The following is an 18,360-nucleotide window of genomic DNA, read 5'->3' as shown; positions in this document are numbered from 1 at the left end:
TTTGGAGTGGAGGCTTTTTTATTAAGTGTGAGGGGAACGTCTATTCTCCCCTAAATATACATGGAGAGGAGAAATGCTTCGGATGTTTAGAAGGAAGAAAGAAAAAGAAGCAACGAACTCAGCAAAAGGTCTTATGGTCGCACTGTGGAACCCGGCGGGAAGCGATGCATCTTTGCTGCTTGAAAAGCTGTTGAGTCATGTCAAAAAGCGAGAAGAAACGGCCGTAGTCGTTGAGCTGCCGTGTCTTGGGCTACCACGAGTCGCTTATCGGTTGGGGGTATCGGAACTCGGGCATGGACAAACGGTAGATCAATTACTGATTGACTATGATCGGGGCATGTTGCAGGGGATTCACCAGTATTTGCAGCATTTTGATGGGTTTGATGGATTACTGATTCAGCCCAAAAGTAAGCCGGACAGTCCAACACTGATTAAGCTTCAACAAGAGGCGACATTGAGTGAATTGCCAGCGTATTTAAAAGTTCATTTGTCAGGCTATCACTACATCTTTGTGGTGTTACAAGGTCAATTGATTCATCCAATGACTTTCTTCGCATTACGGGAAGCAGATCATGTAGTGCTCGGCATGAATGAGCCTGTTGAAATTATTCGCTCCTATGCAACCTACAAAGCTCTGAGACAAGATTATAACGTACAGCGTATCAATTTATTTAGCAATGAGTTTAGAAATGGTGACTTTAAAGAAGAACCTATTCTAAGCCGTCCAGAACAACTATTTGCAAGATGGGAGGGTGAAGAGAATGGCTATCGGGTTGATCAATCCGGCAGAGTTCGTACAGTACCGTCGGCCTGAAATTAAGGCAACCAGTACTCGCAGCAAGACGGACGACGAAAACCTAAAGACTTTGCTGGAGCGGACGCAGCAATACCTTATCACAAACTACAATGATGAGTTTGTCCGGGCAATCATTGATGAGCAAGCACGGAACAGGGTCAAATACCATATCTCAGACTTTATCCGGGATCAGCGAGACTTGAAATTTAGCATGGATATTGGCGAAGTTATTGACTATATCCGTACTGAAATTACGGAGATGGGCGTGTTGCAGCCGGCACTAGATGATCCGGCAATTAGCAGTATTGAGATTAACGGTCCCGCAGAAGTGATCGTAGAGCGAAATGGGTTTCCTGTGCATATGACCGAAATCCGTTTTCGTGATAACGATCATATTTATCAGACCATTGATAAAATGCTAATGCCAATTGGTAAGACGCTTACTGCAAATGAGCCTGTTATTGACGCGAATTATCGCGGATTCCGTATCAATGTAATTATGGATGTGACTAGGGGAGGGGTCAGTACCCACAGCCCAATCATCTCTATTCGCAAATTTCCGCCAGATGTATTTTCAGACGATGAATGTATTTCTTATGGCAACCTGTCAAGGGAAATATCCGAATTCCTTAAGGATGTTCTCCCCTATGGGGTAAACTGCATTATCGCGGGCGGAACGAATAGCGGGAAGACAACTCAACTCATACGCTTCCCACAGTACTACGATCCATTGACCCGATTTTTCTGTATTGAGGATTCCGAAGAAATGTTACTCAAAGCTAAGCTTAGCTATCAGGATTATCCCAATATTGCTTCCGTAATTGTAAAGGAACATGAGGATGAGCGAAAAGCTTATCCAATTCCGAAACTTGTAAAAACGAGCCTTCGGCAAAATCCCGATGTTATTTTGATCGGTGAGGTACGGGATGAATTTGCTGCCAGCCAAGCCCTTGTGGCTGCGAACACAGGACATATTGTCCACCTAACGATACATGCTAATGGAACAGAAGAGGCTGCTGTGCGGTTTTTACAACTTTCAGGAAATAATCCTATGACTGCATCACAGATCGTCATGTCTTTTGACCTGATTTTGTTTCAGAAATATGAAGCGAGTACTGGGAAAAGGGTGGTATCTGAAATTGGTGAATTGATTGGTTTTGAAGGTGATAAGCCTATCATTCAACCAATATTTCAATATGATCCAGTTCATCGTCGATTTAATCAGACGGGAAAGCTGACAAAGCTAAAACGAAAACTGATTGCCGAAGGCGCTCCTGAAGAAACAATATCTCGTTGGTGTGAGGAGGAGTGAGTAATGTCATTATGGGTCAGTTTCATTTACTTTTTTGCTTTGTCTCTTGTAACATTGCTACTGGTCATTCCTAATGCCAATGCAGGTAAGGGATTCACACTCTCCAAGTTTCTTGGTTATGAGCAGGTGCGTAAGGAAGCGGAGACGGTTGGGTGGTCACTCACCTTTCGGGAGTTCGCTTTCCTGGTTATGTTTTCCGTTGGTTTGATCGGCTTGATTGCCTTGTTCACAGGAAACTACTTTTTTATTGCCTTGGGAGCCGTATTGTCTTTTACATTGCCAAGAACGATTGTCCTGAAAGTGAAACGAAAAATCAGACAAAACGTCCTGTTCGATCTTCCTTCAAACTTGCGTCTTTTTATCAGCAAGCTAACTGATTTTCCGAACGTCCAGAAAGCATTAGAAAATGCAGTGCTTGATATGGACGGTGTGACTAAGCCGATCTTCGAAAAAGCATCAAATCAATTACGCGTGGGGCTTCCGATTGATCGAGTTTTTGAAGAGATGTTAAGTGAACTGAAGATCAGAAAGATGGAAGACTTCTTGGATAAGCTCAGAATGGCTCAGATGGAAGGATTTCATCCTCAGTCATTGGATAGTTTGAAGGAAACCGTGGATGAGATTGGAGAGGATATCACTCAGATTCAGGAACTGGACATTGAAGCTAAAAGCAAACGAAAACAGCTCTTTACTGTCATCGGTATGGCGTGGATGATGCCAGTCATGATGTCCTTTATGAACAATGGCAATGCAAATGTCTTTTTAAATACTTTGCATGGTCAGATTTATATAGTTTCCTTTGCAGCCGCAACGCTGTTTTCTATAGGAAAAGGCGACGATTACCTGTCGCTTAATCTCGACAAAGTTTAAAAAGGGGGGATGTCCATTGATTGTATCTAATATCTTGCTGTTTCTGTCCGTCATGATTATTTCCGGACTGGCATTAAAAGTTTTGTTGCCCAGTTTCGATATGGAAAAGCGCTATGCGAATCAGGCAGCGTTACTTCAGAAAAATCACAGAGAGTTACGGCAACTGAAAATGGACCCAATCACGGTTATGTTTGCAGAAAGGCTCATGCCGAAGTTACTCAATCTTCGGCTGCCAATTTTTAATGGGAAGCTTCGTCGGATGTACAATCTGCTTGGAAAAGAAAACACCTTTGAGGAAGAGCTTGCTGACAAAGCGGTTAAATCGCTTGCCGGGAGCCTTCCTTTTTTAGTGCTTCCTTTTCTGCTCGATCTTCCAGTTCTGTTTTTAGCCATACCGTTGGCAGTAGCTGTGTTCTTTTTTGCGCAACTTGGTGAAATAACCAAGGCCTATAAGCGCAGGCAGGAAGAGATCACAAGGGATTTGCCGCAGCTCATAAGCAAAATGATGATCGCTCTCGAAACAGGTAAGTCATTCATGACGACAATTCAGAGGCTGGAGGAAACGAGTGGTCCCCGGATGAAGAAAATGCTGGCACGGCTCAATGCCAACATCCGCATTATGAAACTCACCGATGCCGTAGATTTGTTTGCAGCTGAAACCGATGTTCCCGTCATGCGGGACTTTGCTGCTGCGGTAAAGATTGGGATTAATAGCGGTTACGGAGAAGCCAAGAAGTACTTCGACAGCATTAAGGGGGATCTCCGGAAACTCCGGCTTGCTGCGCTAAAGGAAGTCACCCGTAGCCAGCCAGAGAAGATTAAGACGCTATATATTCTGGTGGCTCTTCACGCTTTTGCAGCCGTCATTATTGCTTTTATTGATATTTTTTCACAAATTCAAAACTTATAAAATTCAGGAGGTAATTGGAATGAAAAGATTTATGAACAAAGTGGTAACTTGGAAAAATGGTGTGGCTGAGAAGTTGGTAGTTCGTACTGAAACAGTTGTACTCAGACTGGCAAGACCTTTACAAAATCAACAGGGGGCTTCAATCGTAGAAATTTTGGGTTACGCCCTGTTAGCTGTACTTGCTATTGTGGTTGTATGGGGCTTGATCAAAGGCTGGCTCCCTACTTTCTGGCAATCCATCACAGGGAAACTTGACAACCTTTCTTAATGATTAATACCAAAAAAAGCCACGGGAGGGGAGAGAAGTTCGGTGCTTAAAACATGGCTAGCTCCGCTCAGGAATAACCGTGGAGCTGTAGGTTCCATTCCACTCATGTTTTTCACGCTGGTCGCAGCCATTTTTCTCTATCTTGGTATCGACCTGTACGGTTACATCGTACAGCAGCAGAAATTGACTGTTGCTACAAATGAGTTGCTTGAAGTTATCAAGGCCGAGAATGGTTACGATAGTGCGAATCGCGAGCAGTTCAATAGGCTTATTCAAAAGACTGGTATTGATCCGGCTAGAGTAACTCTCACGGCTACTCCGAAACTTGTGGAAAGAGGAAATACCGTTGAGGTTGAGGCTAGTATGGAATATGAATGCATCGGTCTAAAACCGCTGGGAAAGACGGTAAAGCTCCCGATACGCGTAAAGCAAGATGGTTTAGCTCGTACATTCTTCCGATGACAGGGAAGTGATCTAATATGTTCCGAAATCTGGCGCTGATATTATTCGGCGCCTTTGCTTTGTTTTTTCTCACTGATTTTCTGGTAGTCTACAACGCCCATATCAAAATTGAGAAGGCTGTGGAACAAGCGCTTGATGGAGCGATTATTGCTGGTGTCGAAGAAATAGAGCACCAGAGAGGGAGGTTGGAACTAAATGAATCTATAGCTCAAAGAACGGTTCATAACATTTTGAAAACTAATTTGAAACTAAACACCGACCTAACCAATGATTTTTTTTCGAATAGTCACTTGGTGACAACAATTTCCTACCTGAACACAGCATCAAAAGTGCCAAGAATTGAAGCTCAGTTTGATACTCGTGTGAAACTCGTTGCGGGTAGGATTTTAGGATTTAATTCTTATCCATTAACTATCAAGCGCCACACACCTTATCTTGGAGAATTTAAGTAACAGGGAGTGAAATGTATTTTGAAAAAATTATGGAATAAGGCCACACGACGATTGCTCATCGTATTTGTCGCCTTAATTTTGGCTGGAGTAGCCGTTGCTATTCAGAGCAGCATCGTCAATAAGCAGGTGACAACGGAATTGGTTTATGTAGCAGCAGATAATTTAACTCCGTATAGTCTGGTGAAAGGTAAGCTCGTACAACGCAATGTTGTAAAGAGTGAAATTCCAGATGATGCTATCCGGGATTTGAAGGAGCTGGAAGGCGAATCTTGGGTAACAACTGAGGTTGGAATTCCTAAAGGAATACCAGTTCCCAAGTCGATGCTTATCCCAGCTAAGGAAAGCAAATTTGGAGAGAGTCTTGAATTAAAAGACGGAGCAATGTTTGTTGGTGTCAAGACGGACCAGGTTAAGAGTGCTGGCGACATGATTAAGCCGGGAACTATAGTTGATGCTTATGTGTACATCAAGGGACAAGATCGACAGCCATCCGAGTTGGTCACTCCTGCTGATGATCCTTTGCTTAAAGGTCTACTCATTAAAGATAGACAGAACCAGAACGGTTATGAACCTCAGAGGGAAGGATCGGGGAATCAGAATCCGATCCCAGCCATTGCCGTCGTAGAGACTACTAATCCAGATGTGGCAGCAGCACTGATTAAGTATCAGGAAGAAGGAGAAATTTATTTTACTCCGACTGGCGTGGAGATCAGTGGTGAAATGAATCTCAACAATCAAGAAGTAGAAGAACAAAAGTTTAACCCTGTTCCTACGGACACAGAACCTCCTACACAATGATTAGGAGGTTATTAATTTTTGACTGAGCAGAAGGCAGGAGGGATATAAGGTGAATTGGTTTAAGAAGGTAGCGTACTTGATATTCTCGTTTGCAATCGTACTTTCGGGGATGACTTTCGTTGGAGCTGGAAAGAGTGATGCAGCCGTTTATTATTACTACAATAAGTACAATGTAAACACAGCCGGGTGGTCACTTATCAATGATGGTACTGCATCAGGGCAGGTGTACAAGTCTTGGATAGATTCAGGTGTCTACAGCGGTGATTGGTTGCACTCAAATGAAGCCTATTACAGGATCTACAATGATTATTGGAAAGACGGGTATGGTTATATATCAGTGGATGGATCGGGAAATTTCAATGTATATGGATGGGGCGGAGGACTAAATTCCAGATACTCTAACACCGCCTATTACAGGGATAATGTTTATTATACCCCAGTCCGAATCGAGTTCTATAAACCATACGAATCATCTAACGAGGGATCAAGTTACAGTGTATATCAACTAACAACCAACCCTCCTAAAACACGCGGGACATTGGTAGCCTCAGATATAAAAGCTATCGATGGTACTTATCCCAATGATGGTATCCATTCGGATGGTTTCTGGTATGTAAAAGGTGCAGAAGTTCCTAACTCTTTGCCTCAAATTGATGTGATTCAATCCGGAAATAAAAGTATAAATTTGAAATCTGGGTTTGACACATTTACTATCGCCGGTACGGCAGTTGATTCGGATAATGATACTCTTTCAATAAGAGCAACAATCAATGGCGTTCAAAAGCAAGTTTTCGTTTCGAATACTTCATCGGCTAAAAATTGGTCATTAACCTGGCGGACGGCGGAGTTTTCAGCCACAGGAACTTCCTCGAACATTATGATAACAGCAGATGATGGGCGTGGCGGTGTAGTAACAACTAGTTACAATGGCTCTCTGACTATAGACAAAACACCCCTATTTTTTTGGGATAAGTATACTGTATCAAAAACTCATAATTATATAGAGACTGATTGGGTTTATGAGGGTGATGAAGATCTTAAATATGGTTTTATATGGACTGGGCCAATAACGTATAACTTTGACCCGATTAGTGGCAGGTACACAGTACCGGGGAAGGAAAGTTACATTTACACAAGTCGAGATGATAAATTATATACTTTGTACGCGACAGTAGATAACCAAAATATTCACTACTTAAGACGATGGGATATTACTTACTATCAGCCACCAGGGGAATTAACTCGTACAGGTACTTATATCAAGGTATATAACAAATATGTCAACAGTGTTGATGTACCTACTAGGGGGGCGTTAGTACAATCAAATGTCGTAGATAAAGAGGGAACATACCCGGATAACGGAATTCATTCAGATGGTTATTGGTATGTCCGAAAGTCCACATCTAATATGTTCCCGGTGCTTACGGTGGATTCCTCTGATATTACGGCGAATCAGTCTGCAAGTAAGATTAGACTCAAAGGCACAGTCAGTGATTCAGACGGAGATTCGGTTAGGATTACCGCTGCATTGGCAGGTATCACTAATTCAACAAGTGTAACTGCTTCGGGGGATTGGCAGTTGGAGTGGTCAACAAGTGAGATTCCAGAAGGTATGTATACCGGCATTTCAATTCAAGCAGATGACGGTCATGAGGGAATCGACAAGATAACCTATACCGGCACCATCATTCTTGATAAGACAGCACCGATTATTTCAACCGCACCAGAAAAGCAGGAGTGGACCAGTTATCCAATAAGCTTGACTTTTCGGTGGTCGGATCAACTCTCTGGCCTTAACGTAAATGAGCGAAAGTATAAGTTAAGTAACTCCCAATCGGCTCCTACTAGTTGGGAAACAGCTGACTCTGATCAATTACAGTTGAGCATTCCCGGCGAAGGTGAATGGTATCTTCATACAAAAGCAGCAGATTTAGCAGGAAATGAAGTAACTACAGTATCCGGGCCGTATCAATATCAGAAGCAACCAGTAACTCCCACACTACATTTGAACTCAGTCGGGGATGATTGGGCTGAAATCGGATGGTCACTGCCAAGCGGTTCATTTGGCGGTGGATATCGTTACGAAATTGAGAACACTGTAACTGGACAATCTTGGACGTTGGATTATCCGACAGACCGTATTAGAGAAGATGGTTTGGCTGCTGGAACAACTTATAAATACCGCATTAAATCGACTAATTATGTAGGGACGACGGAATGGAGTGATCAGTTTGAAGTGCTCACTCTTCCGGCTCCTGTTGATGGTTTGAAGGTATCATTTGTGCCAAATAACAGTGGGAAGGTCAATGTCTCGTTTGATGATGTTGAGTCCGCTGTAAGCTACCAACTCACTATCAAAGAGGGATCTGATATTGTTTATGAGGAGGAGCTTAACACCGCTGGAACACATCAAGTAACAGGACTAGAGGGAGGCAAGCAGTATACTGTAATTGTAACTGCTCATAATGCAAGTGGCGCTGGTCAGAGTAGTGTACTTGGCTTTTTATCTCTTCCAGCAGCTCCGGGCGAATTCCAATCCGTTCAGATCAGAGAAACAGAAGTGGAGTTGTCATGGACGGCATCGCCAACCGCAGCGCTGTATGAAGTGCTGCGTGATGCAGTAAGTCGATATAGCGGGTCTGATCTATCCTTTACTGACACCGGTCTGAAAAGCGGAACAGAGTATGATTACTCGATTTCAGCTAAGAATGAATCTGGGTTCGGTGATATCGCTTATCTTAATGGGGTTTTGACGCTTCCGGGCAAGACGAAGATTACTGTCGATGAGATTGGTAAAGATGTGGTCAACTTTTCAATTGATACGGTTCGTGGTGCTGAGAAATATGTGGTGCTGGTGAACGGAGTGAAGGAAAAGGAATTGGCTCCTGAAACAAAGCAATTTGAAATCGATTCTCTTAATTCAGGCACTGAATACACATTTGAAGTCTACGCTGAAAACCGGAGCGGTACTGGCGTAGCCAACAGAGTAACAGTCCGCACTTTGCCTGACAAACCGGGTGAATTATTGATTACAGACATTTCCGATACAACGGCGAAGCTTAGTTGGCAGCCAGTAACAGGAGCGGATAAATACAAAGTTACAGTAACGGATGACGTGTATTTTGAGACATCTGGGACTGACATTTCGCTCAGCGACTTACGGGCTGGGGAAACTTATCAGCTGAAGGTGCAAGCCGGTAATGCTTCGGGGTATGGGGAGGCTGCTGCTGAGACGTTATTAACATTGCCAGCCAGCCCCGATGTGCGGATAAACAATGTTCAAGCCACTCAGTTTACCTTGGCTTGGGACGAGGTCTTTAGCGCAACGAAGTATGTAGTTCACAACGAGCAGGATGAAATCATTGGAGAGACAAAAGAAACTAGTTACACTATCACAAATCTGAAGCCTGGCTCCACTCACACTGTTTACGTATCCGCCGTGAATGAGACTGGCGAAGGTAAAAAATCCAGCTTCACGCAACGCACTCTTCCGGCAGAATGGGGAATCGATCCGAACGATCCGGAATCGAGTCAACCAATCACTGTTGGAGACCGAGGCGAGCACTCTGTAGTGATCGTTGTCGATCCAGTTGAAGGTGCTGATCAGTACAAGGTCGTCGATGGTGATGGCAATGTTATTGGCATTATCACAGCCCCGGAAACGGCCAAAGAGATCGGAGGCCTGGAAAGTGCGAAGGAATACAATGATTGGATAATCATCCCGATTAACGATGCTGGAGAAGGTCAAGCAGCCCCGATTCCACCGTTTGTAACGCTGCCGTCCTCTGACTTTGCTGTGTCGGTTGTTGACCCTACACAGCAGACGTTGACAATTAAGATTGATAGTCAACTTGTAAACGAAACCTTCGTCTATACGCTGAATGGTAAAGAGTTACATCGTGGGAAGGACAAAACCTTCACTGTTCGAAATCTCACGCCCAACGAAAGTTATACCTTTAAGGTGTGGACGGAAAATAGTGCTGGGGATAAAACAGAGCCTAAATCGGCAACCAGCCAGACACTACCTGTACCATCATCTGGTGGATCAGGTGGTGGAAGCAGCCCATTGAAACCGGAGACACCTGTAGATGAGAACGAATCTACGCTTCCGAATACAGGGAGTGATTCCCAAACTGGTACGAGCCAGCCAGGCTTTCAGGACATTGACCAGAGCTTTGCTAAGGACGAAATTCTTGCCCTTTACGAAAAGGGAATTGTCAAAGGGGTATCCGAAACAAGTTTTGAACCGGACCGCCAAGTGACTCGCGTGGAGTTTGCTTCAATGCTCGTACGAGCTTTGGAGTTACAAGAAGCCTCTGATGCAGCCCTTACCTTTGAGGACGTACAACGGACGGCGTGGTATGCACCAGAACTATCCGCCGCTGTGCTAAATGGCGTCGCCAAAGGGATCAGCGCGAAGGAGTTCCGGCCATTAGACCCAATCACACGGGAGCAAGCGGCTAAGATGATCGCTAATGCGGCATATCAAGGCAATGTCCCCGCGGCTCAAGCCAACTATAAAGACGCGAAGTTAATTGCTTGGTGGGCGAAACCGGAGGTAGCTGCTCTCTCTACTGAACGAGTTATAACCGGTTATCCAGATCAGACGTTTAAGCCAAAGCGCGACTTGACGCGGGCTGAATGTGCTGCACTAATCTATCGTGCATTGGGCATACTGGATTAGTTGACATCTGATCAATAATTGGCTACTACATCAATCGAATACTTCAAAAGCGGAAGCACCGCTTCAGTAATGGGGAGACCTCTTATTGAAGCGGTGCTTGTCGCACCTTACACAGGTGCGTGGATTGAAATGTTGCCAACAGTATATATACAAGTTAAGCGACCATAAATGACATCGCAAAAGTAGATGAAGAAAAAGGAGCCAGTGAATCGGCTCCTTATTTCAATTGTTTTGTTGTAACAAATGTAATCTTTTTACCATCACTCACCGCTGTAATAGTGCCTTGTTTATCGGTTCTGTAGGCTACAGCATTTATATTTTTTATCCTAGCTAGGATGCCCGAATCTGGATGGCCATAGTTGTTCTTTCCAACTGAAATGATCGCATATCTGGGACTAACAGCATCAGCAAAAGCCTTGCTCGTTGATGTTTTTGAACCATGATGTCCTACTTTTAGAACATCTGCCTTTAGATTGCTGTTTCCAGCCAACATGTCTTTCTCAGCCGAATATTCTGCGTCTCCAGCAAATAGAAAGCTTGTTTCCTTATAAGTTACCTTCAGTACAGCGCTCCAATCGTTTAGCTCATCCCCGTAATCATTAATAGGAGAGAGGAATTCAGCATTTATTCCTTCAAGTTCAAGAGAAACTCCAGCTTTCGCTGTCTTGATAGTACGTCCTTCATTCTTTACCGCAGTGAGAAAGTCCTCGAAAGTCACTGTGTTATGACTCACTTTAGGGGCATATACCTCCTTTACATCGAATGCCTTCAGTACATCGTCAAGACCTCCGATATGATCTGCATCTGGATGAGTAGCAATCATTACATCAAGGGTTTTAACACCAAGGTGAGTCAGGTACTTCACCACATTTTTTCCCTGATCGTTATTTCCAGCATCAATCAATATGTATTGATGCTTGGGGGTTACTATTAATGTGGAATCCCCTTGGCCTACGTCCAAAAAGTATACCTGTAAGGTTCCGCTTGCTTGTTTCTTGGGTAATACAATTTCAGCAGCCTTTGAATCTGTTTTCTTGGTAGGTGTCTCTTTCTTTTGAGTTGTAGTGCTTTTGGCTTCATTTGTAGTATTTGTCCGTTTTATCGTTCCATCCGAGTTATGATAATGATATTCCCCATCTTCAAGGCCCCATTTGGCACAGTTTGTTCTGCAAGTATGCCCGCCTTTGGAATCGGTTCTTCCTGGATGAGCGTCAGCCCCTGCCGGAATGAATGAAACAATCAATGCTAATAGCAAGAATAATGATGTGAGTTTCTTCTTCATAATCATCCTCCGTGAATGATCCTTTTGACCTAAGTCTATCAAATAAAGGAAGATGTATCCAGACATTAGTTTGAAGCTTCTTTTGTAGCATATGTATCAGATGTAGTGCAGAAGTTAATTATGGTTGTAACATGCACGATTTCATTTAACGGTATCCAGATTGACCGTTCATCTGATTTAATCTTAATTCTACTGCGATCCTCCCCCCAACTTGGTAGTCCCGAAATTTTGGAATTGTCTTTGAGTGTAAGGATAACTTCTTTGTTCTCCTTTATTGCCTTAGCTATGTAAGTCAGCATTATTTCACCTCCCTGTAACTTCATTCCATATATTTGCATGAAGTCCTTCTTTTTGGATGTTTTATTGATTAACTTTCTATCATCTCATTGAGATAGTCTCGAGGTCTAAAAATAGGTATATAGACTCATTAAAACAGCAGGAAAATGGTTCCTTATGGCGAAAATACATACTGAGCGTCAGATAATGTTGATTTTTGGTAGGATATGTTTTCTTGGTGAGCATACATGAATTGGAGTAGATACAGAAATGAGTAATTCTCTTTTATCTAAGGACAACCTATCAGAGGCATATAAGAGAGAACTGAAAGAAATCAGGAATATCGTTGGAAATTCCTTAGAGCAACGAAGGTATACCATTGTTGCTGAGGTTAAGTTTATTAATGAGGGTAGGTATGGGACAAGCTTTGTTACTGTTTTTGATGAAGATGGTACAGAGATTCAAATGAAGGTGGCAGAACAACTTGCTAATGAACTTGAGCGTGAGAAAACCTACATATTCACTGGTCACTTTGAAGTCGGTTACTCAGAGAAGTTTGGTGCTCTACAATTTAAACCACAGCAGATTGAAGTATTTGGGAGCAGTTTTAGGACAATGCAGCAGCAGGCTGCTTCAAGAGAACTTATTGAAAGTCAGTACCTGAATAAGTACAAAGATGATTTTTCTTCTTTTTTGGGAAGGCAGGAATGCCACGTGGCTCTAGTTACCTCAGCCCAATCAAAGGCAATTCATGATGTAGAGGAAGTATTAAAAAGGCGGCAAGGTGTTGTGTACAGCTTATATGAAGTGAAACTTAACAATCCCAAGAGTATTGCTGCAGGAATATTTGAAGCATCAGAATCTGGTTGTGATGTGGTAATGCTCGTTCGCGGCGGAGGTAGGGATACTGACTTTCTTGTGTTTGATAGCATTGAGGTCTTACAGGAAATTTATAATTCCCCAATACCAGTAATTACCGGCTTAGGACATACGAGCAATTTTACACTTGCTGACCAGGTAGCGGATCGCTGTGAAACAACTCCGACTAAGGCAGCACAGTTTCTAGTTGATAAGTTGGGGCAATACAGGAATGAGACTAGATATGTGGTTCGTGAGCAAAGAACACCATATATATCAGACAAGGAAACAGTGAGCCATTATATTGGATCAAAGAGTAACGGGAAAGGTAAAATAATTCTATTAATTGTTGTAGCAGCAGTCATTTTCATCGTAATGATGACTATATTTATTAAATACTTCTAAAATTTTCTGCAACGGGCAACGGGGGGGAGAACATTCCAGTAAATCTGATTTAGAAGCGAATGATAATGTTTTGGTGAAAGTGTACCTAGCACTCTTCTTAAAGAGATATAGCTATTGTATATCAAGCAAATATTGATTGAAAATATTAGTGCAAAAAAAATGTTAAGGAGAGAATTTCTTTGAACATATTATTTTTACATTTGAGTGACATTCATCTGGAAAGTAAATTTAGTTTAAATCATTTTCATTTGAAGAAGATTATCGATGCAGTCAGATCCCACAAACCGTTTGAGTCAATATTTTTAATATTATCTGGTGATGTAGCTAATTCAGGTAAAGCTAATGAATACGATGTTGCTTACAAAATGGTTGGAAGACTGATAAGCCTTATAAAAGATGAATGTGATTATCATCATAAGATAAACATCTTGGTGGTTCCAGGAAATCATGATGTTGACATGTCAGATTCTCCACTTCGTACTAGTGATCTTGTTGAATTGAGTAGGAGTGGTGGATACACTAAACAGATTGATGTTGAATTGCAGCGTCAAACTCATTTCTTCAATTTCGCAAAGCGCAATAATTTATTTTTAGAAAACAAGTTATACTGTCAGAAATTGTATAAACTAGATACAAACTTTACTGTAGAAGTTAATTTGCTAAACAGTGCTATATTCTCTACTTTGGAAGAAGATAAGGGGCTCCATTATCTTCCACCGGATGTTATTCAGAGCATAAACAATCCTACTGGGGCTGATTTCGTTCTTACTGTAATGCATCATCCAACTGATTGGTTTCTTGATCCAACAATGCAAGAGTTGGAAAATGTTCTTTATACTAAAAGCAGCTTGATTTTTTATGGTCATAAGCATTATCAGGGTGCTTCAGTGGTATCCAATCAACATGGAGGAGGGGCACTTTTACATGCTGGAGGTTGTTTAAGTGAAAGGAGAGATTGGAGCAACAGTGAATTCCTAATTGGAAAATTAAGTGTAAAAGGAGATGGAGAGAAAGAGCATAACTATTCCTTGAAAAACTACAAATGGAATCAGCAACAAAGACAATATGAAGTTACTTTTGGGAACGATTATAAACTTATTAATAAACCATCTAAAGAACGAACACTTGTTATGAGTTCAGATTATCGTTTAAAACTGCTTAATGATATCAAACAAGAATCGTCTAATGACTTTACAAAATACTTTGTATTTCCACGGATTGAAAGCGCTGAATTATCGACTGGCCAAAGTAATGAATTCTTAACAGATGAAGAATTCGTAAATGAGATATTAGTTAAGAAGAAAGTAATGATTTATGGCCAGTATAATACTGGGAAAACTACGCTATTAAAATGGTTGTTTCTATCTTTATCCGAAAAAGGATATACGCCGGTGTTTTGCGGTACAGAGAATTTGAAGGGAAATCCTAGACGAATTTTGAAAAACTGCTTCGAGGATATTTACGGTGAAAATCCATCTGATTTTCAAAGATTCCAGCAGATACCTACTGAAAAAAAGGTGTTTATAATTGATGATGTAGATCTTCTTGTGCCGGATCATTTTGAAAGACTAATTGAGGCAGTACAAAATGAGTTTTCTTATTTTATTTTTTCCTCGAAAAAAAACTACAACTTAGATGTTATTGAGCAAATGAAAGAATTTTTGAAAACATCTGATTCCATTTTCAAATATGAATTAACATTGTTTTATGCAGACAAGAGAAATGAATTAATAGAAAAATCAGTGGCTTGTCATATAACAGAACCTACATTAAAAAATAAAATAGTGCGTAGCATTTCTGATACAGTAAACTCTCAGAAAAGACTTATCAGACTGGATCCCGATTTTATTTTAAAATATGTGTCGTATTATTGTAAGAATGTTGGAGACGCTGCTTCACGAACTACAAATATTTTTAGTAAGGTATTTGAGGCTAATTTGGTAAATGCACTTAGTAGATTCAAGACGAAAATTTCCGTTGAAAAAGCATTTATGTTGTTATCGGCAATAGCATATAATGTTCATTTTCAAAAACAATATCCAATACCAAGCGAAATGATCTTTAGATGTATTGAAAACTATAACCAAGAATATGGTACTAATGTAAATGTAAATGAAGCACTTGATTTGTTTATAAAATCACAGATATTAACGCCTCTAGTTGATGATGAAAATTCATATGTATTTTCCAATAATAGTTATATAGCTTTTTTTGTAGCACGTCATCTAAATATTCAATATCACGAAACAGGTAATGATAAAGATTTACAATACATCATTAAGAATGCTTGTTTCGGGATGAACGGTGACATATTATTGTTCTTAACCTTGATCACTGATAATGTTCGTATTCTTAGATTCATATTAGAAATGGCTAATAATTTTACCGAAAGTTGGATCGAATTCAGATTAGATAACATCCCTGACTTTATGAAGTGGAGTAAAGATCATAAAGTAGAGCTTCCTGCTGCTGATGCGACTACACAACACCAAAAGTCTGTAATTAAGGATGAGAAATCAGCGCTGAGCGAAATTGAGGTATTAAATATATATGATTATTCCGAAGAGGAAGCAGAAGAGTTTGGAAATAAATTGATAAGAGCAATCCAATTGTTATCTATTGTTGCAAGATGTCTCCCAATTTTTGAACATCTGATGAGAAAAGAGGAAAAGGAAAACTTTGTTAAGCAAATCTATGAATTACCTAATAAGATATTCCATGTTTGGGTTACTAAAATAGATGAAGAAGCTGAGAATTATGTAAACTATTTCAAATACCATTCTGATAAGCAATATATTAAACAAAAGCCTGCTAAAACTAAGGATCTTGTTCAGGGTCTTCAGTGGATAGCTATGTCTTTCTTATTGGAGTTATACAAAGTATCAATGAAACAAGCTGTTAAGGAGCACACATTTAATTATATTGCTATTTACCCGGAAAGATGCGAGACTAACCATCTATATGAATTACAAAAACTTTTTGCATTAGAGTTTGAGGGAAGTGCTAACGATTTTGTAAATGCTGCGATAAAAATGAATGATGCTGCTAAGGAGCCCATACTTAAAGTTATGATAAAACGACTGGTTGCGAATGCAGCCATCTTTAAGGAAATGGATTATAAAGAAACTCAAAGACTTAACGAGGCGTTTTTTAAAAACAACCCTGCCTATCGTACAAAATCAATAATAAGTCGTCAAAGATACAGAAAAAGAAGGGGTGAATAACATGTTGGTCCTGCCCCAACTGGTCGTTCCCCGTTGTAAAAACGACCTATTTACAACAGGGGGAAGGCATGTCATCTAGCCACGCTGATGTTATTCACCAATTTATATTATTCACTTCAGCATGTACCATATACACGGATATTATGTTCACAATCATCTCGGTTCTAATATGCGAACAAACGATCTTGCATTTTCTCGTCACAAGGTATACAATAGAATTAAACTAGTAGCGAAGCTGTAAATCAAAATATGGAATTATTTTACATTTTAGATATCCTCATTTTTGGAGGGTATTTTCTTTTAGTGACCAAATGATGATACAATGAGCGAGATGTTAAGTAATGAAATGATAGGACTACGGTGGCTCGTAAAGGGATTTGTACAAATTGATTGATCATCTGAATGAGCAAGATCAGAACACTGCATATGATTTCCTTCGATACCTAATTGACCGTTCTGAGAATAAAATGGGTTGGGATGAAATAAGCAGGTTGGAACCAGATAATGAACCGTTGAGCGACGAAGAACTGAGACAACTAAAAGCTTTGACTGAGTTTGTTTCAGGGGAGGAAGCTAAGCGTGAATTCGGGCTACAGGTTGACTTACCATAAAGAAGCAATCGTCGCACTCCTTGTGAGTGCGTGGATTGAAATACGCGGCGACATTTACAAATGACAAATCTTTAGGCTCCACTGGCTTAGGTCCGGTGGAGCTTTTCGCATTTTATAGAGGCTTCAATATAGAGGAGGGAGAATTAATTGAAGGTAATTGAGTGATATTGTCGTTTGGATTATAATGGAATCTATGTTGTGTATTCGGAGTTTTTTAGAAATCAATAGGGTATGCGTATGCCCCTAAATGTGAAAGGGAGATGATGATTTTGAAAAAGAGAGTATATTTAATATTGATGAGTGTACTTATGGTATTTAGTTTTGCTGTATCCTCTGTATCAGCAGCTAAAGTAAATGTAACCGTGCAGGTTGACGGGAAGACAGTAAAGTTTCCGGACGAAAAGCCTTATTTTGAAAACAATAGAGTGTTGATCCCAATCCGTTTTGTATCTGAGGCATTAGGTGCAAAAGTTGACTATAAAAAGGAGACAACAGGTAGTCGGGTAGAGCGAGTGGTTTACGTTGAACTCAACGGAAAGATGATTCGCATGCCGGTTAATTCCGATATCGTATTGGTTGGAGACACAATCGTTAAATTGGATGTACCAGCCCGGCTTCAAGGTTCCCGGGTGTTTGTACCGCTTCGCTTTGTCAGTGAAGCACTTGGCGCCACAGTTAATTGGAATCAAAGCAATAAGTTGGTTAGCATTAGTACAGGAAAAGAAGTGACCGATCCAGATCCGGTTCCGAGTGATGATAACATGTACAGCACGGACTTTAAGTGGAAGGCTGGATATACAGAGCTAGCAAAAGAGTTGTTTATTGATAATATGAAGGTCGAGAATGGAAAGCTGACTTTTACCCTTCCACAAGGAGCGCAAGGATATGCGGGGAATACTAAATTTGTTCCTGGGAAAACGTATTCCTTTGATATTGGAAAAGGGAAGGGATACATCATGCTTACAAAAATATATCCGGGCAGAGATGAAAAAGAAGGATATATGATAAGTTTAGATAGTAGTGGAAACGAAGATTTGGAGGCATTGTTCAGTAATGTCAACGATGCCATTGTAGTAAATACTGGTGATGGTTCTGCGGCGCCATTGACCGAAGTACAGAAGCTTGCACAGAAATTAGAATAAGCTAAACGAT

14 protein-coding genes are annotated in these 18,360 nt (G+C 40.9%); 13 read left to right on the top strand and 1 reads right to left on the bottom strand.

Translation table 11 applies throughout. From position 1 onward, the window contains the following. Positions 1-82 precede the first annotated feature (82 nt). The 9 genes from BN3795_RS22510 to BN3795_RS22470 are packed head-to-tail and all read left to right on the top strand — an operon-like array spanning position 83 to position 10,552. Positions 83-814 (top strand): hypothetical protein, encoded by a 732-nt coding sequence (locus BN3795_RS22510; protein ID WP_068786921.1) that lies wholly within the window; start codon positions 83-85, stop codon positions 812-814. Beyond that, complete coding sequence (locus tag BN3795_RS22505) at positions 762-2,108, top strand: ATPase, T2SS/T4P/T4SS family (RefSeq protein WP_068786920.1); 1,347 nt, start codon at positions 762-764, stop codon at positions 2,106-2,108. Before BN3795_RS22510 ends, BN3795_RS22505 begins: the two co-directional genes overlap by 53 nt. 3 nt (positions 2,109-2,111) lie before the next feature. Then, complete coding sequence (locus tag BN3795_RS22500; RefSeq protein ID WP_068786919.1) at positions 2,112-2,978, top strand: type II secretion system F family protein; 867 nt, start codon at positions 2,112-2,114, stop codon at positions 2,976-2,978. Positions 2,979-2,994: 16 nt separating this feature from the next. Continuing rightward, the gene (locus tag BN3795_RS22495; RefSeq protein WP_068779933.1) at positions 2,995-3,888 is read left to right on the top strand and encodes a hypothetical protein; all 894 of its coding nucleotides are present in this window, start codon (positions 2,995-2,997) and stop codon (positions 3,886-3,888) included. Positions 3,889-3,907: 19 nt separating this feature from the next. After that, a complete protein-coding gene (locus tag BN3795_RS22490; protein WP_036714855.1) occupies positions 3,908-4,156 on the top strand; it encodes a hypothetical protein in 249 nt (82 codons plus the stop codon). A 42-nt stretch (positions 4,157-4,198) separates the two neighbouring features. Further along, entirely contained in the window at positions 4,199-4,618 is a 420-nt protein-coding gene (locus tag BN3795_RS22485; RefSeq protein ID WP_068779934.1) for a DUF4320 family protein, read from the top strand. A 17-nt stretch (positions 4,619-4,635) separates the two neighbouring features. Beyond that, on the top strand, positions 4,636-5,070 hold the full coding sequence (locus BN3795_RS22480; protein ID WP_009225522.1) for a hypothetical protein: 435 nt from the start codon (positions 4,636-4,638) through the stop codon (positions 5,068-5,070). An 18-nt stretch (positions 5,071-5,088) separates the two neighbouring features. Next, a complete protein-coding gene (locus BN3795_RS22475; RefSeq protein WP_068786918.1) occupies positions 5,089-5,868 on the top strand; it encodes a CpaB family protein in 780 nt (259 codons plus the stop codon). 49 nt (positions 5,869-5,917) lie between these two features. After that, complete coding sequence (locus BN3795_RS22470) at positions 5,918-10,552, top strand: fibronectin type III domain-containing protein (RefSeq protein ID WP_068786917.1); 4,635 nt, start codon at positions 5,918-5,920, stop codon at positions 10,550-10,552. 217 nt (positions 10,553-10,769) lie between these two features. Here the strand turns inward: BN3795_RS22470 and BN3795_RS22465 are convergent, their stop codons facing one another. Further along, positions 10,770-11,834, bottom strand: coding sequence for an MBL fold metallo-hydrolase (locus tag BN3795_RS22465; RefSeq protein ID WP_068787036.1), 1,065 nt, complete (start codon positions 11,832-11,834; stop codon positions 10,770-10,772). 546 nt (positions 11,835-12,380) lie between these two features. Between BN3795_RS22465 and BN3795_RS22455 the strand changes: the two genes are divergently transcribed. The 4 genes from BN3795_RS22455 (at position 12,381) to BN3795_RS22440 (ending at position 18,350) form a co-directional block, all read left to right on the top strand. After that, positions 12,381-13,373 carry an exodeoxyribonuclease VII large subunit gene (locus BN3795_RS22455; RefSeq protein ID WP_068786915.1) on the top strand — a complete coding sequence of 331 codons (993 nt, stop codon included), beginning with the start codon at positions 12,381-12,383 and terminating at the stop codon, positions 13,371-13,373. 179 nt (positions 13,374-13,552) lie between these two features. Then, positions 13,553-16,597 (top strand): metallophosphoesterase, encoded by a 3,045-nt coding sequence (locus BN3795_RS22450; RefSeq protein WP_068786914.1) that lies wholly within the window; start codon positions 13,553-13,555, stop codon positions 16,595-16,597. A gap of 386 nt (positions 16,598-16,983) precedes the next feature. Next, positions 16,984-17,208 carry a hypothetical protein gene (locus BN3795_RS22445; RefSeq protein ID WP_232730016.1) on the top strand — a complete coding sequence of 75 codons (225 nt, stop codon included), beginning with the start codon at positions 16,984-16,986 and terminating at the stop codon, positions 17,206-17,208. 263 nt (positions 17,209-17,471) lie between these two features. Further along, positions 17,472-18,350, top strand: coding sequence for a copper amine oxidase N-terminal domain-containing protein (locus BN3795_RS22440; protein WP_408635062.1), 879 nt, complete (start codon positions 17,472-17,474; stop codon positions 18,348-18,350). The last annotated feature ends 10 nt before the right edge of the window (positions 18,351-18,360 follow it).

It is taken from the genome of Paenibacillus phocaeensis (assembly GCF_900021165.1).
GTDB classification, from domain to species: Bacteria; Bacillota; Bacilli; order Paenibacillales; family Paenibacillaceae; genus Fontibacillus; species Fontibacillus phocaensis.
This window is presented reverse-complemented; position numbering and strand designations above follow the sequence as displayed.

Excerpts from the sequence above, each read along its gene's own strand:
- BN3795_RS22510 (WP_068786921.1), top strand. The coding sequence starts at position 83 with ATGTTTAGAAGGAAGAAAGAAAAAGAAGCAACGAACTCAGCAAAAGGT.
- BN3795_RS22505 (WP_068786920.1), top strand. The coding sequence starts at position 762 with ATGGCTATCGGGTTGATCAATCCGGCAGAGTTCGTACAGTACCGTCGG.
- BN3795_RS22480 (WP_009225522.1), top strand. The coding sequence starts at position 4,636 with ATGTTCCGAAATCTGGCGCTGATATTATTCGGCGCCTTTGCTTTGTTT.
- BN3795_RS22440 (WP_408635062.1), top strand. The coding sequence starts at position 17,472 with ATGATTTTGAAAAAGAGAGTATATTTAATATTGATGAGTGTACTTATG.
- BN3795_RS22465 (WP_068787036.1), bottom strand. The coding sequence starts at position 11,834 with ATGAAGAAGAAACTCACATCATTATTCTTGCTATTAGCATTGATTGTT.
- BN3795_RS22455 (WP_068786915.1), top strand. The coding sequence starts at position 12,381 with ATGAGTAATTCTCTTTTATCTAAGGACAACCTATCAGAGGCATATAAG.
- BN3795_RS22490 (WP_036714855.1), top strand. The coding sequence starts at position 3,908 with ATGAAAAGATTTATGAACAAAGTGGTAACTTGGAAAAATGGTGTGGCT.
- BN3795_RS22500 (WP_068786919.1), top strand. The coding sequence starts at position 2,112 with ATGTCATTATGGGTCAGTTTCATTTACTTTTTTGCTTTGTCTCTTGTA.